Annotated in this window: 23 protein-coding genes and 1 tRNA gene; 9 read left to right on the top strand and 15 right to left on the bottom strand. The window is 67.9% G+C overall.

Going from position 1 to position 24604, the window contains the following annotated elements:
• Positions 1–139: 139 nt before the first annotated feature.
• From C4F17_RS18590 to C4F17_RS18570, 5 genes are all read right to left on the bottom strand, one after another.
• A complete protein-coding gene (locus tag C4F17_RS18590; RefSeq protein ID WP_106936233.1) occupies positions 140–1318 on the bottom strand; it encodes an ABC transporter substrate-binding protein in 1179 nt (392 codons plus the stop codon).
• A complete protein-coding gene (locus tag C4F17_RS18585) occupies positions 1315–2124 on the bottom strand; it encodes an alpha/beta fold hydrolase (RefSeq protein WP_106936232.1) in 810 nt (269 codons plus the stop codon). Before C4F17_RS18585 ends, C4F17_RS18590 begins: the two co-directional genes overlap by 4 nt.
• Positions 2125–2266: 142 nt before the next feature.
• Complete coding sequence (locus C4F17_RS18580) at positions 2267–3814, bottom strand: benzoate-CoA ligase family protein (RefSeq protein ID WP_081267309.1); 1548 nt, start codon at positions 3812–3814, stop codon at positions 2267–2269.
• 31 nt (positions 3815–3845) lie between these two features.
• Positions 3846–5396, bottom strand: coding sequence for a 3,4-dehydroadipyl-CoA semialdehyde dehydrogenase (locus tag C4F17_RS18575; RefSeq protein ID WP_106936231.1), 1551 nt, complete (start codon positions 5394–5396; stop codon positions 3846–3848).
• A gap of 123 nt (positions 5397–5519) precedes the next feature.
• Positions 5520–6011, bottom strand: a complete 492-nt coding sequence (locus tag C4F17_RS18570) for a 4-hydroxylaminobenzoate lyase (RefSeq protein ID WP_106936230.1) — start codon at positions 6009–6011, stop codon at positions 5520–5522.
• A 163-nt stretch (positions 6012–6174) separates the two neighbouring features.
• On the opposite strand from C4F17_RS18570, the gene C4F17_RS18565 reads away from it, so the two are divergent.
• The 5 genes from C4F17_RS18565 to C4F17_RS18545 all read left to right on the top strand — a co-directional run bounded on the left by C4F17_RS18565 (position 6175) and on the right by C4F17_RS18545 (position 12549).
• The gene (locus tag C4F17_RS18565; protein ID WP_081267312.1) at positions 6175–7122 is read left to right on the top strand and encodes a helix-turn-helix transcriptional regulator; all 948 of its coding nucleotides are present in this window, start codon (positions 6175–6177) and stop codon (positions 7120–7122) included.
• A gap of 415 nt (positions 7123–7537) precedes the next feature.
• A complete protein-coding gene (gene boxC, locus C4F17_RS18560) occupies positions 7538–9214 on the top strand; it encodes a 2,3-epoxybenzoyl-CoA dihydrolase (RefSeq protein WP_106936229.1) in 1677 nt (558 codons plus the stop codon).
• 31 nt (positions 9215–9245) lie between these two features.
• Positions 9246–10673, top strand: coding sequence for a benzoyl-CoA 2,3-epoxidase subunit BoxB (gene boxB / locus C4F17_RS18555; RefSeq protein ID WP_106936228.1), 1428 nt, complete (start codon positions 9246–9248; stop codon positions 10671–10673).
• A gap of 135 nt (positions 10674–10808) precedes the next feature.
• Positions 10809–12095, top strand: coding sequence for a benzoyl-CoA 2,3-epoxidase subunit BoxA (gene boxA, locus C4F17_RS18550; protein ID WP_106936227.1), 1287 nt, complete (start codon positions 10809–10811; stop codon positions 12093–12095).
• A 10-nt stretch (positions 12096–12105) separates the two neighbouring features.
• Positions 12106–12549 (top strand): MaoC family dehydratase, encoded by a 444-nt coding sequence (locus C4F17_RS18545; RefSeq protein WP_106936226.1) that lies wholly within the window; start codon positions 12106–12108, stop codon positions 12547–12549.
• Positions 12550–12629: 80 nt separating this feature from the next.
• Here the strand turns inward: C4F17_RS18545 and C4F17_RS18540 are convergent, their stop codons facing one another.
• Positions 12630–13058, bottom strand: a complete 429-nt coding sequence (locus C4F17_RS18540; RefSeq protein ID WP_106936225.1) for an adhesin — start codon at positions 13056–13058, stop codon at positions 12630–12632.
• 222 nt (positions 13059–13280) lie between these two features.
• On the opposite strand from C4F17_RS18540, the gene C4F17_RS18535 reads away from it, so the two are divergent.
• The 3 genes from C4F17_RS18535 (at position 13281) to C4F17_RS18525 (ending at position 14773) form a co-directional block, all read left to right on the top strand.
• Entirely contained in the window at positions 13281–13742 is a 462-nt protein-coding gene (locus C4F17_RS18535) for an RrF2 family transcriptional regulator (RefSeq protein ID WP_081267318.1), read from the top strand.
• Positions 13732–14634, top strand: coding sequence for an NAD(P)/FAD-dependent oxidoreductase (locus tag C4F17_RS18530; protein ID WP_106936224.1), 903 nt, complete (start codon positions 13732–13734; stop codon positions 14632–14634). The genes C4F17_RS18535 and C4F17_RS18530 overlap by 11 nt, the downstream gene beginning before the upstream one ends.
• A gap of 63 nt (positions 14635–14697) precedes the next feature.
• Positions 14698–14773, top strand: a tRNA-Gly gene (locus C4F17_RS18525).
• A gap of 78 nt (positions 14774–14851) precedes the next feature.
• Here C4F17_RS18525 and C4F17_RS18520 read toward each other — a convergent pair.
• From C4F17_RS18520 to C4F17_RS18485, 9 genes are all read right to left on the bottom strand, one after another.
• Complete coding sequence (locus C4F17_RS18520) at positions 14852–15892, bottom strand: RNA ligase (ATP) (protein WP_159053678.1); 1041 nt, start codon at positions 15890–15892, stop codon at positions 14852–14854.
• A gap of 116 nt (positions 15893–16008) precedes the next feature.
• Entirely contained in the window at positions 16009–16149 is a 141-nt protein-coding gene (locus C4F17_RS32830; protein WP_159053677.1) for a hypothetical protein, read from the bottom strand.
• A gap of 65 nt (positions 16150–16214) precedes the next feature.
• Complete coding sequence (gene fahA / locus C4F17_RS18515; protein WP_106936222.1) at positions 16215–17540, bottom strand: fumarylacetoacetase; 1326 nt, start codon at positions 17538–17540, stop codon at positions 16215–16217.
• 10 nt (positions 17541–17550) lie between these two features.
• On the bottom strand, positions 17551–18357 hold the full coding sequence (locus C4F17_RS18510; RefSeq protein ID WP_081267321.1) for a cyclase family protein: 807 nt from the start codon (positions 18355–18357) through the stop codon (positions 17551–17553).
• Positions 18358–18404: 47 nt separating this feature from the next.
• Complete coding sequence (locus C4F17_RS18505) at positions 18405–19184, bottom strand: ABC transporter permease (protein WP_106936221.1); 780 nt, start codon at positions 19182–19184, stop codon at positions 18405–18407.
• A complete protein-coding gene (locus tag C4F17_RS18500; protein ID WP_106936220.1) occupies positions 19181–19951 on the bottom strand; it encodes an ABC transporter permease in 771 nt (256 codons plus the stop codon). The genes C4F17_RS18505 and C4F17_RS18500 overlap by 4 nt, the downstream gene beginning before the upstream one ends.
• The gene (locus C4F17_RS18495; RefSeq protein WP_106936219.1) at positions 19944–20801 is read right to left on the bottom strand and encodes an ABC transporter ATP-binding protein; all 858 of its coding nucleotides are present in this window, start codon (positions 20799–20801) and stop codon (positions 19944–19946) included. The genes C4F17_RS18500 and C4F17_RS18495 overlap by 8 nt, the downstream gene beginning before the upstream one ends.
• Positions 20798–21760 (bottom strand): ABC transporter substrate-binding protein, encoded by a 963-nt coding sequence (locus tag C4F17_RS18490; protein ID WP_234382177.1) that lies wholly within the window; start codon positions 21758–21760, stop codon positions 20798–20800. The genes C4F17_RS18495 and C4F17_RS18490 overlap by 4 nt, the downstream gene beginning before the upstream one ends.
• Positions 21757–22497, bottom strand: coding sequence for a TetR/AcrR family transcriptional regulator (locus tag C4F17_RS18485; protein WP_106936217.1), 741 nt, complete (start codon positions 22495–22497; stop codon positions 21757–21759). Before C4F17_RS18485 ends, C4F17_RS18490 begins: the two co-directional genes overlap by 4 nt.
• Before the next feature lie 100 nt (positions 22498–22597).
• On the opposite strand from C4F17_RS18485, the gene C4F17_RS18480 reads away from it, so the two are divergent.
• A complete protein-coding gene (locus tag C4F17_RS18480) occupies positions 22598–24601 on the top strand; it encodes an acetoacetate--CoA ligase (protein WP_106936216.1) in 2004 nt (667 codons plus the stop codon).
• Positions 24602–24604: the final 3 nt, after the last annotated feature.

Below are 24604 nucleotides of genomic sequence, written 5' to 3'. Positions count from 1 at the left end.
TCTCTCAGGGCGGAATCGTTGAGGAAGGATGCAGTGCGCGAGACACCGCGGAACCGGCTTTGCCGGGCCGCAGGTGTCGCCCCCTGCAAGGGGGTAGGCGCAGCGACACGAAGTGCGCGAAGCCTGGGGGTGTGCCTATTCACATCCTGCAGCCGCGGGCCGGGTCTGCGAGACCCTTGATGGCCGTGCTCACCAGCTTGTTCTCCTTGCCGTCCACCTTGCGCAGGTAGATGTCCTGCACCGGGTTGTGCGACTTGCTCACGGTGAACGCGCCGCGCGGGCTGTCGATCTTCGCTTTCTCGACCGCGGCGGCGAACTCGGCCTTCTTCGAGATGTCGCCCTTGGTGGCGTTCAGGCCCACGCCCAGCATCTGCGCGGCGTCGTAGCCTTGCACCGCATACACGTCGGGCTGCAGCTTGAACGACTTGGCGTAGGCGGTGCGGAAAGCGTTGTCGCGCGGGGTGTTCAGGCCGTCGGCGTAGTGCAGCGTGGTCAGCATGCCTTGCGCCGAGTCGCCCTGCGCGTCGAGCGTGCCGTCGGTCAGGAAGCCGGGGCCGTACAGCGGAATGGTCTTGTTCAGGCCGGCGGCCTGGTAGTCCTTGACGAACTTCACCGCGCCGCCGCCCGCGAAGAAGGCGTACACCGCATCGGGCTTGGCCGCCGCGATCTCGGTCAGCAGCGCCTGGAACTCGACGTTGGGGAAGGGCAGCGTGAGCTGCTTGTCGACCTTGCCGCCGTTCTTCTCGAAGCCTTCCTTGAAGCCGTTGACCGACTCGTCGCCGGCCGCGTACTTCCAGGTGATGGTCATCGCCTTCTTCTTGCCCTGCTGCTTGGCCGCCACTTCGCCCATGGCGTAGGCCGGCTGCCAGTTGCTGAACGAGCTGCGGAAGATGTTGGGCGCGCACATCGGGCCGGTCACCGCGTCGGCGCCGGCGTTGGGCACGATCAGCACGGTGCCGCTTTCCTTCGCGGCCTTCGCCATGGCCATGGCCACGCCGGAGTGCACGGTGCCGACGATCACGTCGACGTTGTCGCGCTTGATGAGCTTGTTGACGTTGTCGGTGGCCTTGGCGGGGTCGGACTCGTCGTCGACCTTGAAGTACTCGATCTCGCGGCCCGCGAGCTTGCCGCCTTGCTCGTCCACGTACAGCTTGAAGCCGTTCTCGATGGCCACGCCCAGCGCGGTGTAGGTGCCGCTGTACGGCAGCATCAGGCCGACCTTGAGCTTGCCCGTGCCCTGGGCGCCGGCGGTGCCGCAGAGGGCGGCGGCGAAAGCGAGTGCCGTCAGCGCGAGGCGTGCGGTGCGAATGTTGGTCATGGTGTTTGTCTCCTGTTTTTGGTGATGAAAGAAGCGGTGGCGACGATGACACGATCCGGCTGATCGCGATGCGGGGAATGCCCGCATTCAGGGATTTCGAGCAGCTCGCAACTACCACCGGCGCGCGCCGCGATGCCGCGGATCTGCGCCAGCGTGCCGTATTCGTCGTCGATGCCCTGCACGGCGAGCACGGGGCAGCGGATGGCGCCGAGCTCGGCCTCGATGTTCCAGTCGCGGAATGGCGGATGCAGCCAGATGCGGTTCCAGCCCCAGAAGGCCGAGTCGGCGCTGTCGTGGTAGCGGCCGAGCTTCTTCGGCAGGTCGGTTTCCAGGTAGGCGGTGCGCGCGATCTCGATGTTCGCGATGGTCTTGTCTTCCACGAAGATGTGCGGCGCGAGCACCACCAGGCCTTCGACCTTGTCGGGAAAACGCGAGGCGTACAGCAGCGATATCGAACCGCCGTCGCTGTGGCCGAAGAGCCAGGGCTTTTCGCCATCGAGCTTCAATGCGGCGAAGAGCGCGGGCAGCACTTCGTGCGCCTGGCGGTGCATGAAGTCGACGTCCCAGGTTTCGTCGTCGGCGCGCGGGGTCGAGCGGCCATAGCCGGGGCGCGAGAACACCAGGCCTCGCGCGTTGGCGGCTTCGCAGACTTGCGCGGGGAAGTCCTTCCACATGGCGACGGAGCCGAGGCCTTCGTGGAGGAAGACGATGAGCGGGGCGTCGGTTTTTTCGGGGGCGATCCAGGCGCACTCGATCTGCACGGTGCTGTCGCGCCAGGTGATGGTGGCGAAGGGGGAGGGGCTCATCGCATTGCTCCTTCCCCTTCCGGGGGAAGGCTGGGATGGGGGCGCGCGGCGCAGGCAGAGGCGGGGCTTTTGCGAAGGCCGCTTGCCCCCACCCCAGCCCTCCCCCGGGAGGGGAGGGAGCAAGACAGAAACAGCGCGCCCGTCACGCCTGCTTTTCCTTCTCACGCAACCTGAACCGCTGGATCTTCCCCGTCGCCGTCTTCGGCAACTCGCTCACGAACTCCAGGAAGCGCGGGTACTTGTAAGGCGCGAGGCGTTCCTTCACGAAGGCCTTGAGCTCTTCCTCGCTGGCCGCGGCGCCGTCCTTCAGCACCACGAAGGCCTTGGTCTTCGTCAGCCCTTCGGCGTCTTCCTTGCCGATGACGGCGGCCTCGAGCACCGAGGGGTGCTGCATCAGCGTGGCCTCGACCTCGAATGGCGACACATAGATGCCGCTGACCTTGAGCATGTCGTCGCTGCGCCCGGCATAGGTGAAGTAGCCGTCGGCATCGCGCGTGTACTTGTCGCCGCTCTTGGTCCAGCCGCCCTGGAAGGTCTCGCGCGACTTCTCGCGGTTGGTCCAGTACATCAGCGCGGAGCTGGGGCCGCGGATATAGAGGTCGCCCACCTCGCCGTCGGGCACGGGGCGCCCGTCCTCGCCGCGCAGCTCGACCTCGTAGCCGTCCACCGGCTTGCCGGTGGTGCCGTAGCGGATGTCGCCGGGCCGGTTGGAGATGAAGATGTGCAGCATCTCGGTCGAGCCGATGCCGTCGATGATCTCGCAGCCGAACTGCGCCTTGAAGCGCTGCGCGATCTCTCCTGGCAATGCTTCGCCGGCCGAGGAGCACATGCGCAGCGCCACTGCTTCGCGCGCGGGCAGCTTCGGCGAGGCGAGCATGCCCGCGAAGCCGGTGGGGGCGCCGAAGAACACGGTGGGCTTGTGTTCCACCCAGCGGCGGAAGGTGGCGTCGGGTGTGGGCCGCTCGGCCATCAGCACCACGGTCGCGCCCACCGAGAGCGGGAAGGTCAGCGCATTGCCCAGGCCGTAGGCGAAGTACATCTTGGCGGCCGAGAAGCACACGTCGTCTTCGGTGAGCCCGAGCACCGGCTTGCCGTACAGCTCCGCCGTCCACCACAGGTTGGCGTGCGTGTGCACCGTGCCCTTGGGCTTGCCGGTGGAGCCGGAGGAATACAGCCAGAAGCCCGGGTCGTCGGAGGCCGTGGTCACCGGCGATGCCAGGGGCTCGGCGGCGGCGAGCGCTGCATCGAACTCCTGCGCGTTGTCCGGCAGCGGGCCGGTCGGCTGCGACACCAGCATCGCCTGCACTTCATGCCCGCCGCGTGCCATGGCTTCCTGCAGCGTCGGCAGCAGCGCGCCCGACACCAGCACCGCCTGCGCGCGGCTGTGGTCGAGCATGTAGGCGTAGTCGTCTGGCGTGAGCAGCGTGTTGACGGCGACCGGCACGATGCCCGCATACAGGCAGCCGAGGAAGCTCACCGGCCAGTCGTTGCCGTCGAGCATCAGCAGCAGCACGCGCTCTTCGCGCCGGATGCCGGCGGCCTTGAGCGCGGCGGCCAGCCGGCGCGCGCGTTCCTCGAGCTGGCCGTAGCTCAGCGCGCCGCGGTCGTCGATGTAGGCGGTGCGCGCCGCGCGGCCGCGGTTGAGCGCGAACAGGTGCTCGGCGAAGTTGAATCGTGTGGGCAGGGTCATGTCTTGTCTCCTTCGGCCGTGTGTTCTTGTTCTAGAGGCCGAGCGCGGCGATGACGCCGGGGCTCGCCTGCACCGCGCTGCGGCGGTGATAGAAATCGAGAGCGCGCAGCCCGCCGAGTTCGGCGCCGCCGCCCGCGCGGCCGGGGCCGCCGTGCAGCGACATCGGCATCACGTTGCCGTGGCCGGTGTGGGCCTGCGCCACTTCGGGGGTGATGACGTGCACGCGGCCGTGGCTGGGCGCCACTGCAAGCGCAGCCTGCGCCAGGGCCGCGTCGTCGCTGCCATATAGCGATGTGACCAGCGAGCCCTGGCCGCGGTGCGCGAGCGCGATGCCGTGCGCGAGATCGCGGTAGGGCAGCAGCGTGGCGACGGGGCCGAACACTTCCACGTCGTGCACGCGCTGCGCCGCGTCGGCATCGCGCGCGCCGAGCAGCACGGGGCCGATGCACGCGGCCACGGCCGGATCCGAATCGACCAGCGGCTTGTCGCGGCCGTCGTGCAGCACCGTGGTCTGCGCGGCCAGCGCGTCGAGGCCTTCGCGCACCGCGTTCAGCTGCGCGCGGCTCACCAGCGAGCCCATGCGCACGCTCTCGTTGCGCGGATTGCCGACGGTGATGCCCGCGAGTTTGGCGCCGATGGCTTCGGCCGCCGCGTCGTACAACCCGGCCGGCACCAGGATGCGGCGGATGGCGGTGCATTTCTGGCCCGACTTGACCGTCATCTCGCGCACCACTTCGCGCACCAGCAGGTTGAAGGCTTCGCTGCCGGGTGCGGCGCCGGGCAGCAGCAGGGCGCTGTTGAGGCTGTCGGCCTCGATGTTCACGCGCACCGAGCGCTCGGCCACGGCGGGGTGCGAGCGGATCACCGCGGCCGTCTCGGCCGAGCCGGTGAACGAGGCCACGTCGAAAGGCTGCAGGGCATCCATCAGGCCGGCCGAACTGCCGCAGACGATGGACAGCGCACCGGCGGGCAGCACGCCCGCATCGACCACGTCGCGCACCATGCGCTGCGTGAGCCAGGCAGTGGCGGTGGCCGGCTTCACGATCACCGGCACGCCCGACAGCAGCGCGGGCGCGGCCTTTTCCCACAGGCCCCACGACGGGAAGTTGAAGGCGTTGATGAACAGCGCCACGCCATGCGTCGGCACCTGCAGGTGCTGCGACTGGAACACCGGCTCCTTGCCGAGCTTGACCGCCTCGCCGTCGCGCAGCGCACGCACGTCGCCGAGCGCATTGCCCCACTTCGCATACTGGCCGAGCGTGAAGATCGCGCCGTCGATGTCGACGGCCGAGTCGTTCTTCACCGTGCCGGAGTTGGCGGTGGCGATCTCGTAGTAGGCGTCTCGGTTGGCCTGCAGCACTTTCACGACGGCGGCGAGCAGCTCCGCGCGCTGGCGGTAGGTGAGGGCGCGCAGCGCATTGCCGCCCTGTTCACGTGCAAAGGCAAAGGCGGCGGGCAGGTCGAGGCCGGTGGCGTCGACGCGCGCGAGCTCGGTGCCGAGCACCGGGTCGAACAGCGGCGTGCCTGCGCCCGAGCCGCTTTGCCAGCGGCCGGCGACGTAGTTGGAAAGAAGCTCGGTCATTCGATGGGTCTCAACGTGGGCAGATTCGGGGAACACCGCGGAACCGGCTTTGCCGGGCCGCTGGTGTTGCCCCCGGCGAGGGGGTAGGCGGCCACACGAAGTGGGCAAGCCTGGGGGAGTACTTCATGCGGTGAACTTGATCTGCCCTTCGGGCAAGAGATACAGGACGAGCGCGCGGCCCTGGGCCACGGTCGGGCGATGCGCGGTGCCCGGGCCGTAGACGCACCAGCCGGCGGGCCGCCCGTCGAAGGTGGCGGGGTGGTCGTCGAGCGGCATGATCAGGTCGATCTCGCCGTTGGGATGCGTGTGGTGCGGGCCGGCGATGTCCTGCATGTCGACCACGTCGACCGAGAAGCGGTGCAGCGCGTCTTCGGCCTTGAAGACGCGGCCGTACTTGATGCCGCCGCCTTCGCGCTCGCAGAGCCAGCCTTCGGCCACGCCGCCGATGCAGGCCTGGCGCAGCGCCTCGAAGCTGGCGCTTCCCGCGCCATGGTTGGCGTTGAGCCACTGGTCGAGCGCGCTGTCGAGCGGCTTGCCGGCGATTTCGGCGGTCAGGCCGGCAATCAGCTGGTGAAATGCTTCCTTGCCGGTGGCGGGTGTGTTGCGGTCGGACATCGTGGGGCCTCGAACTTATGAACTACCTTGCAGGAATGCTGCGTGTGCAGTATCTTGCTTGTGGCCGAACAATAAGCATCGAGACAATGAGTGTCAAGCAATATAGTGCATCTATGGTGTTTACCCTGAGCGCGCACAATCCCGGCGAAGAACGAGGAATTGCATGAACGAGCATGTAGACGCGGTGCTGGCCACCGCGCCCGAAAGCGCCGCCGGCGGCAACGGCGCGGCGCCGGCCGGGGAGGCCAAGAATCCGTTGCTGGCGGCATTGGGCGACCGCGTGCGCAACCTGCGCGCGCAACGCGGCCTCACGCGCAAGGCGGTGGCGCTGTCGGCCGACGTGTCGGAGCGGCACCTGGCCAACCTCGAGTACGGCATCGGCAACGCGTCGATCCTGGTGCTGCAGCAGGTGGCGGGAGCGCTGCATTGCTCGCTGGCCGAACTGGTGGGCGACGTCACGACCAGCTCGCCGGAGTGGCTGCTGATCCGCGAGCTGCTGGAGAACCGCAGCGAAGCCGACCTGCGCCGCGTGCGCGTGGCGCTCGGCGAGCTGCTGGGCACCGCCTCCGTCGACCCGGCGCGGCACCGCCGCATCGCGCTGGTGGGCCTGCGCGGTGCGGGCAAGTCGACGCTGGGCCAGATGCTGGCCGAAGACCTGGAGATTCCCTTCATCGAACTGAGCCGCGAGATCGAGAAGCTCGCCGGCTGCAGCGTGCGCGAGATTCACGACCTGTACGGCACCAACGCATACCGCCGCTATGAGCGCCGCGCGCTCGAGGAGGCGGTGCAGATCTACAGCGAGGTGGTGATCGCCACGCCCGGCGGCATCGTCTCGGACCCGGCTACTTTCAACGAACTGCTCGCGCACTGCACCACGGTATGGCTGCAGGCCGCGCCCGAGGAGCACATGGGCCGTGTGGCCGCGCAGGGCGACACCCGCCCGATGGCGGCCAGCAAGGAAGCGATGGAAGACCTGCGCCGCATCCTGAACGGCCGGGCCGCCTTCTATTCGAAGGCCGATCTGTCGGTAGACACCAGCGGCAGGACTTTGTCGCAGAGTTTCCAGGCGCTGCGGGCGGTGGCTCGGCAGTCGATGGGTCTGGGCGCCTGAATCTCCAGGCTCTTGTTCGGGGCGCGCTCACGCCGACGGGGTACCTTGCTCCGCGAATGTCCTCCGCCCTTCGGGCTCCCCCTTTATTTCGCTGCGCAAGGCACCCCGCCGTCGTGAGCGTCCAGAGCACTTGTTGACCAGCCAGCACAAGAGCAGCGCTCGTCGTGCACAGGGCGCCGGGTGCTCCCCGCAGCGAAATAAAGGAGGAGGGCGAAGCCCGGGGGACATTCGCGGAGGGGAGTACCCGGTGGCCTGGGCACGCACCCCGAACCCAACCAGCCCGAAATCTGAAAAAAAGTGCAGCAGGCATTGACTTGCTTCTTTGCATGCAGCATGATGCATGTCATCGGAGCAGTAAAGTGCATTATCTTTCCTGTTCACGGTTTCCGAACACTGCCCCACAGGAGACTTCCGCATGACAGATACCACCACGCTCCAGGCGCCCCCGCGCGTCGACTACCGCACCGAGCCCGGCCAATACCGCCACTGGTCCCTCAGCTTCGACGGCGCCATTGCGCGCCTCGTGCTCGACATCGCGGAAGACGCGGGCATCCGCCCCGGCTACAAGCTCAAGCTCAACAGCTACGACCTGGGCGTGGACATCGAGCTGAACGACGCGCTCAACCGCGTGCGCTTCGAGCATCCTGAAGTGCGCAGCGTCATCGTCACCAGCGGCAAGGACCGCATCTTCTGCTCGGGCGCCAACATCTTCATGCTGGGTGTCTCCAGCCACGCCTGGAAGGTCAACTTCTGCAAGTTCACCAACGAGACGCGCAACGGCATCGAAGACTCGTCGAAGCACTCGGGCCTGAAGTTCCTCGCGGCCGTGAACGGCGCCTGCGCCGGCGGCGGCTACGAACTGGCGCTGGCCTGCGACGAGATCCTGCTGGTGGACGACCGCTCCTCCGCCGTGTCGCTGCCCGAGGTGCCGCTGCTCGGCGTGCTGCCCGGCACCGGCGGCCTGACCCGCGTGACCGACAAGCGCCATGTGCGCCATGACCTCGCCGACATCTTCTGCACCAGCGTCGAAGGCGTGCGCGGCCAGCGCGCGGTCGACTGGCGCCTGGTCGATGCCGTGGCCAAGCCCGCGCAGTTCGCGGCCGCCGTGCAGGACCGTGCTTCGCAGCTCGCCGCGGGCAGCGACCGCCCCGCCGGCGGCAAGGGTGTGGCCCTGACCCGCCTCGAACGCACCGACAGCGCCGACGGCATTGCCTATTCGCACGTCAACGTGCAGATCGACCGCAGCAAGCGCACCGCCACCATCACGGTGAAGGCGCCGACCGGCACGCAGCCGGCCGACGTGGCAGCCATCGAAGCGGCGGGCGCCGCCTGGTGGCCGCTGGCGATGTGCCGCGAACTCGACGACGCCATCCTCAACCTGCGCACGAACGAACTCGACGTCGGCACCTGGTTGCTCAAGACCGAGGGCGACGCCGCCGCGGTGCTCGCGTCGGACGCGGTGATGTTCGCCAACAAGGACCACTGGCTGGTGCGCGAAACCATCGGCGCGCTGCGCCGCACGCTGGCGCGCCTGGACGTGTCGTCGCGCAGCCTGTTCGCGCTGGTCGAAGCCGGTTCCTGCTTCGCCGGCACGCTGGCCGAACTGGCCTTTGCCGCCGACCGCACCTACATGCTCGCGCTGCCCGACGACGCCGAGCGCGCGCCCAAGCTCACACTGGGCGAATTCAACTTCGGCTTCTTCCCGATGGTGAACGACCAGAGCCGCCTGCAGCGCCGCTTCTATGAAGAGGCCACGCCGCTCGAAGCCGCCCGCGCCGCAGCCGGCAAGCCGCTCGATGCCGACGAGGCCCTGAAGCTCGGTCTGGTCACTGCCGCGCCCGACGACATCGACTGGGACGACGAGATCCGCATCGCCATCGAGGAGCGCGCCGCCATGTCGCCCGATGCGCTCACCGGCCTCGAAGCCAACCTGCGCTTCGCGAGCAAGGAGAACATGGCCACCCGCATCTTCGGCCGGCTCACCGCCTGGCAGAACTGGATCTTCAACCGCCCCAACGCCGTCGGCGAAAAGGGCGCGCTGAAGGTCTACGGCACCGGCCAGAAGGCCGGCTTCGACATGAATCGCGTCTGATAGCGCAGTCCGTACAACCCAAGGAACAACGATGAGCACGATCAACTACAGCGAGAAGATCCCCAACAACGTCAACCTCGGCGAAGACCGCACGCTGCAGCGCGCGCTCGAAGGCTGGCAGCCCAACTTCATCAACTGGTGGGACGACGTGGGCCCCGAGGGCTCGACCAACCACGAGGTGTACCTGCGCACGGCCGTGAGCGTCGATCCGCAGGGGTGGGCCCAGTTCGGCCACGTGAAGATGCGCGACTACCGCTGGGGCATCTTTCTGAACCCGGGCGACGCCAACCGCGAGATCCATTTCGGCGACCACAAGGGCGAGAAGGCCTGGCAGGACGTGCCCGGCGAGCACCGCGCCAACCTGCGCCGCATCATCGTGACGCAGGGCGACACCGAGCCCGCGTCGGTCGAGCAGCAGCGCCACCTGGGCCTGACCGCGCCCAGCATGTACGACCTGCGCAACCTGTTCCAGATCAACGTGGAAGAAGGCCGCCACCTGTGGGCCATGGTCTACCTGCTGCAGAAGCACTTTGGCCGCGACGGCCGCGAAGAGGCCGACGCGCTGCTGCAGCGCACCTCGGGCGACGACAACAACCCGCGCATCCTGGGCGCCTTCAACGAGAAGACGCCCGACTGGCTCGCGTTCTTCATGTTCACCTACTTCACCGACCGCGACGGCAAGTTCCAGCTGGCCGCGCTGGCCGAGAGCGCGTTCGACCCGCTCGCGCGCACCACGAAGTTCATGCTGACCGAAGAGGCGCACCACATGTTCGTGGGCGAGAGCGGCGTGTCGCGCGTCATCGCGCGCACCGCGCAGGTCATGAACGAGCTGAAGACCGACGACGCGCAGAAGGTGCGCGCGGCCGGCGCCATCGACCTGGGCACCATCCAGCGCTACCTGAACTTCCACTACAGCGTGACCATCGACCTGTTCGGCGCCGACCAGTCGAGCAATGCCGCCATCTTCTACAGCTCGGGCCTCAAGGGCCGCTATGAAGAAGGCAAGCGCGACGACGACCACGTGCTCAAGGGCCAGACCTACAAGGTGCTGGAAGTGAAGGACGGCCAGCTCGTCGAGAAGGACGTGCCGATGCTCAACGCGCTGAACGAAGTGCTGCGCGACGACTTCATCAAGGACTCGGTGGCCGGCGTGAACCGCTGGAACAAGGTGCTCGAGAAGGCCGGCATCCCGACCCGCCTGAGCGTGCCGCACAAGGCCTTCAACCGCCAGATCGGCGCGCTCGCGGGCATCAAGATGTCGCCGGACGGCCGCGTGGTGAACGAGGTGGAATGGGCCGCCAAGCGCGACGAATGGCTGCCGAGTTCCGAAGACTTCGCTTTCGTGGCATCGTTGATGGGCCGCGTGGTGGAGCCGGGCAAGTTCGCAGGCTGGATCTCCCCGCCGGTGATGGGCATCAACCGGCAGCCGGTGGATTTCGAGTACGTGCGTTTCGGTTGATCGAGGTAATTCGGTATTGCTCCTTCCCCCTCTGGGGGAAGGCTGGGATGGGGGCCAGCGGCGCGACCACGACAAGCGCCGCAAGCCTGCACCCGACCCTCCCCCGAAAGGGGAGGGCTTTCAGGAGAGAACAACATGGACATGGCCGTTGAAGCCGGAGTCATCAAGCAGCACCTGATCGACCCCGAGATCTGCATCCGCTGCAACACCTGCGAGGCCATCTGCCCCGTGAACGCGATCACGCACGACGACAACAACTACGTCGTGCGTGCGGACACCTGCAACGGCTGCATGGCCTGCATCTCGCCGTGCCCGACGGGCTCGATCGACAACTGGCGCACCATGCCGGTGGTGCGCGCCTATTCGATCGAGGAGCAGTTCACCTGGGAGTCGCTGCCCGACGAACTTTCCCCTGAAGAGCTCGAAGCCGCAGGCGTGTCCGCCGATGCGGCCGGCGACCCCGCCGCCGCGTTGCCCGCACAGACGCAGGCCCAGGCGGCCGTCGAGTCGGTGGAGCCGGTCTTCAATTCGGCGCAGTACGGCGCCAGCGTGCCGCCCTGGTCTGCCGCGCATGCGTACACCAACCTGTTTCCGCCGAAGACCCCGACGACCGCCACCGTGGTCGGCAACTTCAACTGCACCGAAGCGGGCTTCGACAGCGAGACCCACCACATCGTGCTGGACTTCGGCGTGGTGCCGTTCCCGGTGCTCGAAGGCCAGTCGATCGGCATCGTGCCGCCGGGCATCGACGCCATCGGCAAGCGCCACCATGCGCGCCAGTATTCGGTGGCCAGCCCGCGCAACGGCGAGCGGCCCGGCTACAACAACGTGTCGCTCACGGTGAAGCGCGTGACCGAAGACCACGAAGGCGAACCGGTGCGCGGCGTGTGCTCCAACTACGTGTGCGACCTGAAGGTGGGCGACACGGTGCAGGTGGTCGGGCCCTTCGGCTCGTCCTTCCTGATGCCGAACCACCCCAAGTCGCACATCGTGATGATCTGCACCGGCACCGGCAGCGCGCCCATGCGCGCCATGACCGAGTGGCGCCGCCGGCTGCGCAAGAGCGGCAAGTTCGAGGGCGGCAAGCTGATGCTGTTCTTCGGCGCGCGCACGCAGCAGGAGCTGCCGTACTTCGGCCCGCTGCAGTCGCTGCCCAAGGACTTCATCGACATCAACCTGGCGTTCTCGCGCACGCCGGGCCAACCCAAGCGCTATGTGCAGGACCTGATGCGCGAGCGCGCCGCCGACCTGGCCGCGTTGCTGAAGGACGGTGCCAGCCACTTCTACGTGTGCGGCCTGAAGAGCATGGAAGAGGGCGTGGTGCTGGCACTGCGCGACGTGGCGAAGGAAGCGGGGCTCGACTGGGACACCGTCGGCGCCGCCTTGAAGCGCGAAGGCCGCCTGCACCTCGAAACCTACTAAGCTGCGGCGGATGCAGTTCGCCGACTTCCATGCGGGCCAGGTCATCGAGGCCGGGCCCTATGTGCTCACCGAAGCCGAACTCGTGCAGTTCGCGCGGGCCTACGATCCGCAGTGGTTTCACACAGACGCCGTAGCCGCCGCAGAAAGCCCTTTCGGAGGGCTGATCGCGAGCGGCTGGCACACCTGCTCCATCGCGATGCGGCTGGTGGTCGACGCGGTGCTGGCGGGCTCGGAGTCTTTCGCATCGCCAGGGCTCGAGCATGTGCGCTGGCCCAACCCCGTGCGGCCCGGTGACGCGCTTCGGCTGGTGGCCGACGTGATCGAGGCGCGTCGCTCCGAGAAGCGGCCCACGCTTGGCATCCTGCGCTGGCGCTGGCGGCTGTTCAATCAGCGCGAGATGCTGGTGCTCGATGTGGAAGTCACCAGCCTGTTCAGGCTGAAGCCGATCGACTGAGGTTTTCCACAGACGAACAAAAAGGCCCGCCGCGCAATCAAGCGCCGCGGGCCTTCCACTTCGGGTGGCTCTGGCTTACCTTACTTCTTGAGGTCGACCGCGCCCGAACCCTGGGCCTTGCCGTTCGCCTTCACGCCCGCCGCGGGCGCCTTCACTGCACTGCCGGCCGAGCCCACGGCGCCGGTCGCGCCATTGAGCGTGCCGCCCACGGTGTTGGTCACACCGCCCACCGCGTTCGTGGCACCGCCGACAGCGCCCGTTGCACCGCCCAGCACGCCACCCACGGCATTGCCCGCACCGCCTGCCGTGCTCCCGGCATTGGCCTTGGCTCCTGAATTGGCGCCGGCCGCTGTGCCTGCGTTGCCGCCTGTGCCTGCACCGGATGCGTTCACGTCGGCATTGACGCCCACGCCGACCCCGACGCCTTGCGCCTGGGCCGTTCCGCCGATGGCCAGCAGGCCTGCGAGCACGGCGCCGATGAGGATGCGGTTGTGTTGTTGTTGCTTCATGGGTGACTGTTCCTTTCGTAGCATGGTCACGAATCAAGGAGCGACCGAGGTTCGATCGATCCGGGTGCAACCATGGCCGGGCCGTCGTCTGTCGCCATGTGCGCCACAGTCGCCCACGCGTGTGGGACATGGCTGTCGGCGGGATCGGGGGCTCGAACGTTTGCGCGGCGCCCCAAGACCCCAGGGCTCGTCATGTTAAAAACACGCAACTCATAATGTTGCATGAAAAGAGACAGCAAGCTTTCAGGCGTTCTCCACGTGCTGCTGCACATGGCCGAGATGGATGGCCCCGTCACATCCGAATTGCTCGCGGTCGCGATGCACACCAACCCGGTCGTCATCCGCCGCCTCATGGCCGGCCTGCGGCAGGCGGGTTTCGTGAGTTCGGCCAAGGGGCACGGCGGCGGATGGGTGCTGTCTTGCTCGCTCTCGGCGGTCACGCTGGGCGACGTGCACAACGCCGTCGGCGCGCCTGCGCTGCTGGCCATGGGCAACCGCACAGAGAGCCCGGGCTGCATCGTCGAGCAGGCGGTGAACGCCGCGCTCGACGGCGTGTGCGATGAGGCCGAGGCGCTGCTGCTCAGGCGTTTCAACAGCATCACGCTGGCCGATCTTTCCAGGGACTTTCATCGCCGCATGACGGGCGGCGGCTTCACTTCAAAGGACATTGAACATGCGCTATGACGCTCTGGTGGTGGGCGGCAGCTTTGCCGGCCTTTCAGCCGCGATGCAACTGGCCCGCGCACGCAGGAAGGTATGCGTGGTCGACGCGGGCGCGCCGCGCAACCGCTTTGCCGCTGCGTCGCACGGCTTCTTCGGGCAGGACGGCACGCCACCGCTGAAGATGGTCGCCGATGCGCGCGCGAAATTGCTCGCGTATCCGTCGGTCGATTTTGTCCAGGGCAGCGTGACGGCCGCCGAGGCCGACGACTCCGGCGGCTTCACCGTGTCTGTGGCCGACGGCGCGCAGCTGTCGACCCGCAAGCTGCTGCTGTCGTTCGGCGTGCAGGACGGACTGCCCGACATTCCCGGAATCGGCCAGCGCTGGGGCAAGAGCGTGCTGCACTGTCCTTACTGCCACGGCTACGAGTTCGGCGAGCGCCAGCTGGGCCTGCTGTTCCACGCCGGCGGCCCGCCGGACCATGCATTGCTGATCGCCGAATGGGGTCCGACCACGCTCTTCCTGAACGGCAGCAAGGGCCCCGATGCGGAGGTTCGCGCCAGGCTGCAGTCGCGCGGCGTGACTGTCGAGCCGGGGCGTATTGCCGGGCTGGAAGGCGAGGCGACGGGCCTGGCCGGCGTGCGCCTCGAAGACGGCAGGCTCGTGCCGGTCGAGGCGCTGTTCGTGGCGCCGCACACGCGGCCTGCCAGCCCGCTGGCCGAACAGCTCGGCTGCGCCTTCGACGACGGCCCGATGGGCCAGGTGCTGCGCGTCGATGCCATGAAGATGTCGACGGTGCCCGGCGTCTACGCGGCGGGCGATCTTGCGATGGCGTTTTCCAACGCCACGCTGGCGTCTGCGGACGGGTTGATGGCCGGCGTGTCGATGCACCGGTCGCTGGTGTTCGGGGCCTGAAAGAACTTTTTTCCCGGATTCGGAAAAACCCGTCGAAAATCACCCTATAATCTGAGGCTCGACGCGGGAGTAGCTCAGTTGGTAGAGCGCAACCTTGCCAAGGTTGAGGTCGAGAGTTCGAGACTCTTCTCCCGCTCCAACATTGCCGAAAAAGGCCACCCATACGGGTGGCCTTTTTTCGTTGCGGCAAGCCTTTCCTGTCGGCTTGCCTTTTCGTTCAACGATCCGAGTGCTTCAGCAGGTAGCTGTTCGAGATCGCCTTGAACGACAGCCCGCCGTCCAGCCGCTTGAACACCACACCTTCCCGCTGGGTGTCCGGGTTCAGCGACGGCCCCTCGGCATACGCCAGCACCTCGGCGGTCGAGCCGCCGAAGCGTTCGAGCGTGGTCACTTCGAGCAGCGGCACGGTGCGAACCGTCGCCCCCAGCACGCGAAGCACGTCGATGACGGCGTTGCGCTCTTCCATCCCGCAGTAAGTGCCCCGGTCGATGTCGAACACATCGAACACGTGGAACGCCTGCCCGCGCAGCTTCTCCGGGTTGCCCTGGATGCCCTCGCCGACGATCTCGCCCTGCAACGCGAGGTTGCGGCCCAGCGTGGCCAGCGCTTCGAGCAGGCGGTCTTGCCGCGCCACGCGCCACAGGCTGTTGCCTGGGGTTTCGCGAAGCTGCCAGTTGCGTCCGCACACACCGAGCGCGCCTGCGTTGTGGAACACGGTCATGCTCGAGCCGTCGAGCTTGACCGTGACCTCGAACGACTGCCCGTCATGGGCCGCGAGCACCTCGGGCAGGTTCTGGATGCGCTCCTGGTCGGTCTTGGCGATGAACGCCGGAAATGCGCCTTCCACATCGCCCGACAGGCACGCCGGAATCACCGGCTCCCACTTGCCGACGCCGAACAGCTCGGCCCAGTCGCGTTGGCGAAGCGCCGGATCGGCCAGCGCGAGCGCGTCGATCTCGGCGAATCGCGACAGCGGCAGGATCAGCCCTTGCGAGATCTGCCCGCGCAGCTTCATCGTGCGAAGCCGTACGCCGCGCTTGCCGTTCCAGGTGATGGCCGACTTCTCGAGAAAGGCGAAGCGCGGATCGTCGAGCGGCAGGAACGCGTCGATCTCGAAGAAGACGCCCCGGTCGCCGGCGGCGAACTCCCCCTTCTTGGTGACGACGGTCCAGCCTTCGACGATGGCGCATTCGATCGCGTCGGCCCCGGGGATGGGGCGAACGGCATCGACAGTGCGGACGGTGACAAGCTTGCGCATGGTTTTTTCTCCCTGTGGTTGATTGATGATGAACTGACGGTGACGCAAAAAAAGAAAAAGGCCCGGAACCATTCGGTGTCCGGGCCTCTTGTGAAAGAGTGTCGAAGAGATGTGCGCTATGCGCTGCCCCCGCCCGGTGGTGTGTGTTCGCCTGCCTGCTGCAGGTTCGTCGCATGGTCGATGCCGTACGCGAATGTGCCGCCCGATGCGGGGCAGACGATGCGGCGGATGTTGGCGATGACCGATGCGGCGTTCACGATGAAGTTTCGGTGGAGGTGTGCGTTTCGAAGGAGGCGGACTGTAAAGAGTATTTACCGGGCCGTCAACCTCTGGCCGGCAGCACCATCCCCCGGCTCTCCCCGAACCCGATGCGCGCATGCCCCGGCTTCTCGCACCAGCCGCGCAGCAGCACAGCGTCGCCGTCTTCGAGAAAGCCGCGCTGCTCGCCGTTGGCCAGCGTCACCGGGCTCTGCGCCGCGCGCGTCAGCTCGATGATCGCGCCGGCCTCGCCGGGGCCCGGCCCGGAGATCGTGCCGCTGCCGAACAGGTCGCCGGGGTTCAGGCTGCAGCCGCCCATGGTGTGGTGCGTCACCATCTGCGCCACGCTCCAGTACTGGTGCCTGAAGCTGGTGGACGAGAGGCGCGATGGCCCTGTCTTCTCCTTGCGCGCTTTCTCGCTCTCGAGCCAGACCTCCAGGCGGATGTCGAGCGCGCCACTCTCGCGGTTCGCCGCGTTCTCCAGATAGGCAAGCGGCTGGGGCTCGTCGGCCGGCCGTGTCCACGCTTGCCGGTAGGGCGCGAGCGCTTCCATCGTCACGATCCACGGCGAGATCGTGGTCGCGAAATTCTTCGCGAGGAACGGCCCGAGCGGCGCCATCTCCCAGAACTGGATGTCGCGCGCCGACCAGTCGTTGAGCAGGCAGATGCCGAAGATGTGCTCCTCCGCGCGCTCCAGTGCAATGGGCTCGCCCTGCGCATTGCCGGTGCCGATCCACACGCCCAGCTCCAGCTCGTAGTCGAGCCGCGCGCAGGCCTGGTACGTGGGCGCCTTCGCGCCGGGCGCCATCGCCTGGCCCATCGGCCGATGAAAGCGCTGGCCGCTCACGCCGATGGTCGACACCCGCCCGTGGTACGCCGTGGGGATCCAGCGGAAGTTGGGTGTCACGTCGCCGTCGGGGTTCATCAGGCGGCTGATGTTTAGCGCGTGATCGATGGAGGTGTAGAAGTCGGTGTAGTCGCCGATGCGCGCGGGCACGGTGTATTCGGCATCGGCCTGCGGCACGAGGCATTCGCGCACCGCCTGCACCGTGGCAACCGGCGCATCGTTCTTCAGGAGGTCGAAGAGCGCATGGCGCAGCGCCTTCCATGCGGCGGCGCCAAGCGCGAAGAAGTCGTTCAGCGCAGGCTGCGCGGCCGCGCGTGCCGCATGCAGCGCGAGGCCCTCGAGCTGCTCGCGCGTGGCCAGCGCAGCGAGGTCCAGCACCTGGTCGCCGACGGCGACGCCGCCGCGAAAAGCCTCGCTGCTTCCCGCGCGGCGGAACACCGCATGCGGCAGGTTCTGTATGGGAAAGTCGCTGCCCGCCGCATTGGCGGATTCGACCCAGCTGCGCGCATGAACGTCGTGCGTGTGGTTGAGTGCAATGCTCATGAACGGGCCCTCACACCGAAGCCATCAGCGCGTCGTCGAAGATCGCGACCGCGCGGGTCCAGCCCGCCGACGCACCGCGGATCTTGTGCGGAAAGCAGCTGATGAAGAAGCCGGTAGGCGGCAGCGCCTCCAGGTTGTGCAGCTTCTCGATGTGGCAGTAGCCGATGTCGCGGCCGGCCTTGTGGCCTTCCCAGATCAGCGAGGCGTCTTGCGTCTCGCCGTACTTCTTGGCGGTGTGCACGAAGGGGGCGTCCCAGCTCCATGCGTCGGTGCCGGTGAGGCGCACACCGCGCTCCAGCAGGTACATGGTCGCTTCATAGCCCATGCCCGCGCCGGCCGACACGTAGTCGGGGTTGCCGTAGCGCGAACCGGCGCGCGTGTTGACCACCACGATCTCCAGCGGGCTCAGCGTGTGGCCGATGCGCTTGAGCTCGGCCTCGACGTCCGCGGCGGTCACCACGTAGCCGTCGGCGAAATGCCGGAAGTCGAGCTTCACGCCGGGCTGGAAGCACCACTCGAGCGGCACGTCGTGGATGGCGATGGCGGGCTTCTTCTCGCCCAGCGCCTTGTCCATGGTCGAGTGGAAGTGATAGGGCGCATCGAGGTGCGTGCCGTTGTGCGTGGACAGCTGCACCAGTTCCACCGCCCAGCCCTCGCCGTCGGGCAGGTCTTCCTTCTTCAGGCCCGGAAAGAAAGGCTCGATCTGCTCGTAGGTCTGCTCGTGCGTGAAGTACTGGATCTTGGGCGCGAAGGCCGGCGGGTCGGACAGCACGTCGTTCTCCAGGAAGATCGACAGGTCGACGAATTTGCGTGGCATGGGAACTCCTTGCGGTGTGTTGATGTTGGTGTTGGAAGACGAAGGAATCAGGGGTGCTGCCAGCGCAGCAGGCGTTGTTCGGCAAAGGCCAGCAGCGCATTGCTCGCGAAGCCGATGAGCCCCAGCAGCACGATGCCCGCGAACAGGTCGCTGGCGCGGAAAGCGCGCGCCGCCAGCAGGATGGCCTGGCCCAGGCCGCTTTGCGAGGCGATCATTTCGCCCACCACCGCGACGATGAGCGCAATGGTCAGCGCCAGGCGCATGCCGGCCAGGATGTCGGGCATGGCATTGGGCAGGCCCATCTTCCAGATGTACGCCGCGCGCGACATCTGCAGGCAGCTCGCCACTTCCGACAGGCGCGGCTCCACCGCAGCGAAGCCGTGCACCGTTGCCAGCAGCACCGGCCACATCGCGCCGAAGGCGACCACGAAGAGCACCATGCCGGGGTTCAGGCCGAAGATGGAAATCGCCAGCGGCAGCAGCGCGGAAGCGGGGAGGGGGCGTATGAACTCCAGCGTCGGCTGCACCCAGGCGCGCACCGAGGGCGACACGCCGATGGCCGCGCCCAGCAGCACGCCGAACAGCGAGGCCAGCAGCCAGCCTTCGATCATCCGGCCCACCGTGGCCTGCGTGAAGCCGAGCAGTTCGCCGTTGCCGCCGGTGCCCGAGAGATTCAGCCCTTCGAGCAGGCTTGCGAACGTGGCCTGCGGCGTGGGCAGGAACACGCGGCTGACCCAGCCCGCGTTGCTGGCCACCCACCACAGCCCGACCAGCGCGAGCAGCACGCCGAGCGAGCCGAGGCGATTCAGATGCGCGCGGCCATTCATGGCTGCACTCCCATCCGCCGCGCCACCATGCGCTGCAACAGCAGCATGCCGGCATTGATTGCAAAGCCCACCACGCCGATCCAGCCCAGCCAGGCGAGCATCAGCGCGGGGTCGAAGCTCTGCTGCGCGATCATCATCGCGTAGCCCATGCCGTTGGGGTTGGCCGCGATCTCCACCGTCACGGCCACCACCAGCGCCACCGCCACGCCCAGCCGCAGCGCGACGAACAGGCGCGGCACGATGGCGGGCAGCACGATCTTGAAGGCCCGCTCGCGCGCCGACAGCCCCAGCACGCGGCTTACCTCGAGCAGCCGGGGCTCGACCTGCTGCACCGCCGCCTGCACCAGCACCAGCAGCGGCCAGAAAGTGGCAAAGGCGACGATGGCCAGCTCCATGCGCACGCCGAAGCCGAAGCCCAGCATCGCGAGCGGAATCAGCGCGACCGAAGGCACCGGGCGCAGCACCTCGATGGACATCGACCCGAGCTGCGCCGCTCGGCGCGAGAGCCCGAGCACCAGGCCCAGCGCAATGCCGAGCACCGCGCCCAGCAGCAGGCCCAGCGCGGCGGTGCCCAGCGTGAAGCCGGTGGCCTGCCAGAGCGAGCCGTCCATCGCCGCGCCGGCGAAAGCCTTGGCCGCGGCACTCGGCGGCGCGAGCGAATCGCTGCCCAGGGCAGCCGCGCGGCGCGCATACCACTCGAAGAGGCCGATCAGCAGCGCAGGAAACACCCACGGCCGCAGCCAGCGAAAGAAGCCGCGCTCAGTCATGGCCCTGCTCGATGAAGGCGAAGAGTTCGCGCCGCAAGCGCAGGTACTCCGGATGCTCCTTGGTCGTGAGCTGGTCGCGCGGACGCGGGATCTTCACGTCGATCATCCGCGCGAGGCTGGGCCGGCCCGGACCTGGGTTGGCCTGCAGCGCGATCACGCGGTCGCCGAGGTAGATGGCCTCTTCCAGGTCGTGCGTGACGAACAGCACCGTGAGCCCGTCGTCGCGCACCAGCCGTGCCAGCTCGTCCTGCAGGCTCTGCCGCGTCAGCGCGTCCAGCGCGCCGAAGGGCTCGTCCATCATCATCAGCTCGGGCTTCTGCGCGAGGCAGCGGGCAATCTGCGCGCGTTGCTGCATGCCGCCCGACAGCTGCACCGGGAACTTGTGCGCATGCCTGGCCAGGCCGACCTTGCCCAGCACATCGGCAATGCGCGGCGCGCGCTCGGCCGTCGGCACGCCGGCGGCTTCCAACGCCAGGCTCACGTTGCCTTCCACCGTGCGCCAGGGCAGCAGCGCGCGGCCGTAGTCCTGGAACACGAAGGCCACCTCGCGCGAGGGCTCGGTCATCTTCACGCCGTTGCGCCGCACCTCGCCCGCGCTGGCAGTGACGAGGCCGCTGGCCGCGCGCAGCAGCGTGGTCTTGCCGCAGCCGCTGGGGCCGACGATGCAGACGAATTCGCCGCGCGCCACGTCGAACGAGGTGGGCGACAGGATCTCTCGGCCGCCGAGGCGGATGGTCACGCCGTCGAAGCGCAGGAAGGGAGTGGCTTGCATCGCGGGGCCGGTTGGCGAATCGAATGCGCTCGCCGACAGCGCGGCGCGCGCGGTGACAGGGGCGGGCGCCGAGATCACTTGGCCACCAGCTTCGCCACGTCGATGTTCGTCTTGAGCATGTCCTGCTCCTTCATGAGCCCGGTCCAGTAGGCGAGCTGCTTCTCGGTCACCACGGGGCCGGGCGGCGAAACTTGCACCTTGGCCAGCACCTCGGGCGGCAGCTTGATGTACTTGCCGATGGCCGCGCGCACCTTCGCGTCGTTCTTCGGCTGCTGCATGAACGCGGCCGCTTCCACCAGCGCCTCGCGGAACGCGCGCGCCGCCGCCGGGTTCTTCGCCACCCATTCGCGCTTGGCCGCATGCACGATGGTCTGGTTGTTCTCGGGCAGGAAGGTGGAGTAGTACGAGGCCACGTAGCCTGCGCCGCTTTCGGTGATGCGGCTCATGAACGGGTCGGCGGACACCACCGCGTCGACCGATCCGCCTCGCAGCAGGTCGGCATGCTGCGGAAACGCAGCCTCCACGAAGTTGACCTTGCGGTAGTCCACGCCGCTGTCCTTCAGCCATGCGCGGAAGGTCACGTGCAGGAAGGCGCCCAGGCCCGGCACGCCGATCTTCTTGCCCACGCAGTCCTGCGCGCTCTTGATGCCCGAGCCGGCGCGCGCCACCAGGCCGAAGCCGGTGATGGTCTTCGAGGTGAGCCCGCCGCCGGCCACCAGCACCAGGTCGAGGCCGCCGTCCACCGCCTGCAGGAACACCGACGGCGTGGGCCCGCCGATCTGCAGCGAGTCGGACTGCAGCGCGGCCGGAATGGTCGAGTTCAGCGGAATGAACTTGAGCTCGACATCGAGGCTGCGCTTCTTGAAGTAGCCCTCTTCGGCCGCCACGAACACCGATGCGAAGTCGGTCACGGCCGTGTAGCCGAACACGATCTTCGTGGCGGACTGCGCGAGCGCGGGCAGCGCGGCGGCGGCCGATGCGGCAGCGAGCGCCGACAACAACAGGGTGCGCCGTTTCACCGGGGTCTTCGTCATCATGTCTTCTGTCTCCGTGGGATGGTTTTCGTGGATGGATTCCTGGCCGCCTTCGGGCGAGGCAGCGCGGCGCGCAGGCCGCCGACGATGAAGTTCACGAGCATCGGCGCCACGGCCGCGTCGGCGCGCTTGTTCTCGCCGCGCGAGAGCCGTTCGATGCGGCTGTCGTTCAGGTGGTGCAGCAGCGAGCCCAGCGCGAACTGGTAGCCCCAGGCGACCTGGCTGCGCGAGGCGTGCGGCAGTGCGATGTGCAGCGCGTCGATGTAGGCCTCGGCCAGCGGGTCGAAGTAGCCGCGCAGCACGCGGTCGGCTTCCTCGGTCGCGTGGTACAGCTCGCGCGCCACCAGCAGCGCGTAGTACTCGCCCTCGGCGCTCGCGCGCAGCGCCAGCACCGGCGCGGTGAAGGCTTCGATGATGCGCGGCAGCGTGCGCACGTCTTCGGGGTCGAGGGTCAGGGCGGCCAGGCCGGCGAGCCGCTCCTCGATGGTGTGGCCCCAGTGTTCGAAGATGGCGTGAAACAGCTCGTGCTTCTGGCCGTAGTAGTAGCCCACGAGCGCCAGCGGCACGCCGGCTTCCTCGGCGATCTGGCGGATGGTGACCACGTGGTAGCCGTGCCGCGCAAAAAGCTTCTCGGCCGCCAGCAGGATGGCGTGCTTGCGGTCGGGGCGGGCAGTCTCGGCGGCGGCAGGTGCCGCGGCGCGCGAGGCGCCGCGCCTGTGGGTCGGTGTGCGGGTGCTCATCGGGGCGTATTGAACGCTTGTACAAAAAACTTGAACACACGTACAAACCCTGAGGTCAACCCCGATTGAGCACGGTCGTTCGCAGCGCTACGCTTGCAGGATGCCCGCCCCCAACATTCCCCAGATCCGCCTCTATCAGAACTGGCTGCGCGAGAAGCGCGGCCTCTCCTTCGACAGCTACGACGCGCTGTGGCGCTGGTCCGTGACCGAGCTCGACGCCTTCTGGCGCAGCATCTGGGACTACGCCGCCATCCAGTCCCCCACGCCGCTCGCGCCCGGCGCCACCGTGCTGGCCGAGCGCCGCATGCCCGGCGCGCAGTGGTTCCCCGGCGCCCAGGTCAACTACGCGCGCGAGGTGCTGCGCCACGTCGATGCGGCGCACGCGGCCGGCATGCCCGCGATCGTGAGCGACAACGAACGCGGCGACGTGCGCGAGATGTCCTGGCCCGAGATGCGCCGCCAGGTCGCGTCGGTCGCGCTCACGCTCAGGGCGCTGGGCGTGCGCCGCGGCGACCGCGTCGCGGCCTACCTGCCCAACGTGCCCGAGACCATGGTCGCCTTCCTGGCGTGCTCCAGCATCGGGGCGATCTGGAGCGTGTGCGCGCCCGACATGGGCACCGCCGCCGTGGCCGACCGCTTCCGCCAGATCGAGCCCAAGGTGCTGATCGCGGTGGACGGCGTGCACTACGGCGGCAAGCCGCTCGACCGCAGCGCGGTGCTGCGGGAGCTGCGCGGCCAGCTGCCCAGCGTGAAGAAGCTGGTGCTGGTGAAGTCGCCCTTCGCCGCCAACGCAGTGCCGCACGACATCGACTGGTCGCGCGCCGTCGGCCGCTACGACGACGAGGTCAACGCCTTCGAACCCGAATGGCTGCCCTTCGACCATCCGATCTGGATCGTCTATTCCAGCGGCACCACCGGGCTGCCCAAGCCCATCGTGCACGGGCAGGGCGGCATCATCCTCACCATGCACGCCTGCGGCCTGCACAACGACGTGGGCGCGAGCTACGGCGCCAACAACCTCGGCGAGCGCCACCACTGGTACAGCTCCACCGGCTGGGTCATGTGGAACTCGCAGCTCTCGGGCATGGCCTTCGGCGCCACCATCTGCATCTACGACGGCAACCCGGCGGGCAGCAAGGAGAAGCCCGACTGGAGCGTGCTGTGGCGCTTCGTGGCGCGGCACAAGGTCACCTTCTTCGGCGCCGGCGCGGCCTACTTCACCAACTGCATGAAGGCCGGCCTCGTGGCCAAGGACTGCGGCGACCTGTCGGCCGTACGCGCGCTCGGCAGCACCGGCTCGCCGCTGCCCGAGGAAGTTCAGCGCTGGGGCTCGCGGCAGATCCTCGACGCGGGCTCCCCCGACGTGTGGTGGTGCAACATCTCCGGCGGCACCGACTTCTGCGGCGCCTTCGTCGGCGGCAACCGCGACCTGCCCGAAGTGCCGGGACAGATGCAATGCCGCGAACTCGGCCATGCCGTGGAAGCCTGGAACGACGACGGCCAGCCCGTCATCGGCGAGGTGGGCGAGCTGGTGTGCACCCAGCCCATTCCGTCGATGCCGCTGTACTTCTGGGGCGACGAGGGCAACGCGCGCTACCTGTCGAGCTACTTCGACACCTACCCCGGCGTATGGCGCCACGGCGACTGGATCAGGATCGGCGCCGACGGCGGCTGCATCATCTACGGCCGCAGCGACGCCACCATCAACCGCCAGGGCCTGCGCATGGGCACCAGCGAAATCTACAGCGCGGTCGAGGGCCTGCCCGAGGTGCTCGACTCGATGGTGGTCGACCTGGAGTACCTGGGCCGCGACAGCTACATGCCGCTGTTCGTGGTGCTGCGCCCTGGCGTGGCGCTCGACGATGCCATGCGCGCGCGGCTGAACAACGCCATCAAGACGTCGCTGTCGCCGCGCTTCGTGCCCAACGACATCTTCCAGGTGGGCGAGATTCCGCGCACGCTATCCGGCAAGAAGCAGGAGCTGCCGATCAAGAAGCTGCTGCTGGGGCAGCCGCTGGAGAAGGTGGTCAACCGCGAAGCGATGGCAAACCCCGGAAGCCTCGAGTGGTATGTGGCCTTCGCCGCGGAGCGTGCCTCCGCATAATGG

Origin of the sequence: Variovorax sp. PMC12, assembly GCF_003019815.1 — a bacterium.
Taxonomy (GTDB): domain Bacteria; phylum Pseudomonadota; class Gammaproteobacteria; order Burkholderiales; family Burkholderiaceae_C; genus Variovorax.
The sequence above is the reverse complement of the archived record's forward strand: the minus strand, read 5'-3'. Positions and strand labels throughout refer to the sequence as shown.

Bases quoted from the DNA above. Each gene is read 5' to 3' on its own strand.
- C4F17_RS18590 (WP_106936233.1), bottom strand. From the start codon at position 1,318: ATGACCAACATTCGCACCGCACGCCTCGCGCTGACGGCACTCGCTTTC.
- C4F17_RS18585 (WP_106936232.1), bottom strand. From the start codon at position 2,124: ATGAGCCCCTCCCCCTTCGCCACCATCACCTGGCGCGACAGCACCGTG.
- C4F17_RS18580 (WP_081267309.1), bottom strand. From the start codon at position 3,814: ATGACCCTGCCCACACGATTCAACTTCGCCGAGCACCTGTTCGCGCTC.
- C4F17_RS18575 (WP_106936231.1), bottom strand. From the start codon at position 5,396: ATGACCGAGCTTCTTTCCAACTACGTCGCCGGCCGCTGGCAAAGCGGC.
- C4F17_RS18570 (WP_106936230.1), bottom strand. From the start codon at position 6,011: ATGTCCGACCGCAACACACCCGCCACCGGCAAGGAAGCATTTCACCAG.
- C4F17_RS18565 (WP_081267312.1), top strand. From the start codon at position 6,175: ATGAACGAGCATGTAGACGCGGTGCTGGCCACCGCGCCCGAAAGCGCC.
- boxC (WP_106936229.1), top strand. From the start codon at position 7,538: ATGACAGATACCACCACGCTCCAGGCGCCCCCGCGCGTCGACTACCGC.
- boxB (WP_106936228.1), top strand. From the start codon at position 9,246: ATGAGCACGATCAACTACAGCGAGAAGATCCCCAACAACGTCAACCTC.
- boxA (WP_106936227.1), top strand. From the start codon at position 10,809: ATGGACATGGCCGTTGAAGCCGGAGTCATCAAGCAGCACCTGATCGAC.
- C4F17_RS18545 (WP_106936226.1), top strand. From the start codon at position 12,106: ATGCAGTTCGCCGACTTCCATGCGGGCCAGGTCATCGAGGCCGGGCCC.
- C4F17_RS18540 (WP_106936225.1), bottom strand. From the start codon at position 13,058: ATGAAGCAACAACAACACAACCGCATCCTCATCGGCGCCGTGCTCGCA.
- C4F17_RS18535 (WP_081267318.1), top strand. From the start codon at position 13,281: ATGAAAAGAGACAGCAAGCTTTCAGGCGTTCTCCACGTGCTGCTGCAC.
- C4F17_RS18530 (WP_106936224.1), top strand. From the start codon at position 13,732: ATGCGCTATGACGCTCTGGTGGTGGGCGGCAGCTTTGCCGGCCTTTCA.
- C4F17_RS18520 (WP_159053678.1), bottom strand. From the start codon at position 15,892: ATGCGCAAGCTTGTCACCGTCCGCACTGTCGATGCCGTTCGCCCCATC.
- fahA (WP_106936222.1), bottom strand. From the start codon at position 17,540: ATGAGCATTGCACTCAACCACACGCACGACGTTCATGCGCGCAGCTGG.
- C4F17_RS18510 (WP_081267321.1), bottom strand. From the start codon at position 18,357: ATGCCACGCAAATTCGTCGACCTGTCGATCTTCCTGGAGAACGACGTG.
- C4F17_RS18505 (WP_106936221.1), bottom strand. From the start codon at position 19,184: ATGAATGGCCGCGCGCATCTGAATCGCCTCGGCTCGCTCGGCGTGCTG.
- C4F17_RS18500 (WP_106936220.1), bottom strand. From the start codon at position 19,951: ATGACTGAGCGCGGCTTCTTTCGCTGGCTGCGGCCGTGGGTGTTTCCT.
- C4F17_RS18490 (WP_234382177.1), bottom strand. From the start codon at position 21,760: ATGATGACGAAGACCCCGGTGAAACGGCGCACCCTGTTGTTGTCGGCG.
- C4F17_RS18485 (WP_106936217.1), bottom strand. From the start codon at position 22,497: ATGAGCACCCGCACACCGACCCACAGGCGCGGCGCCTCGCGCGCCGCG.
- C4F17_RS18480 (WP_106936216.1), top strand. From the start codon at position 22,598: ATGCCCGCCCCCAACATTCCCCAGATCCGCCTCTATCAGAACTGGCTG.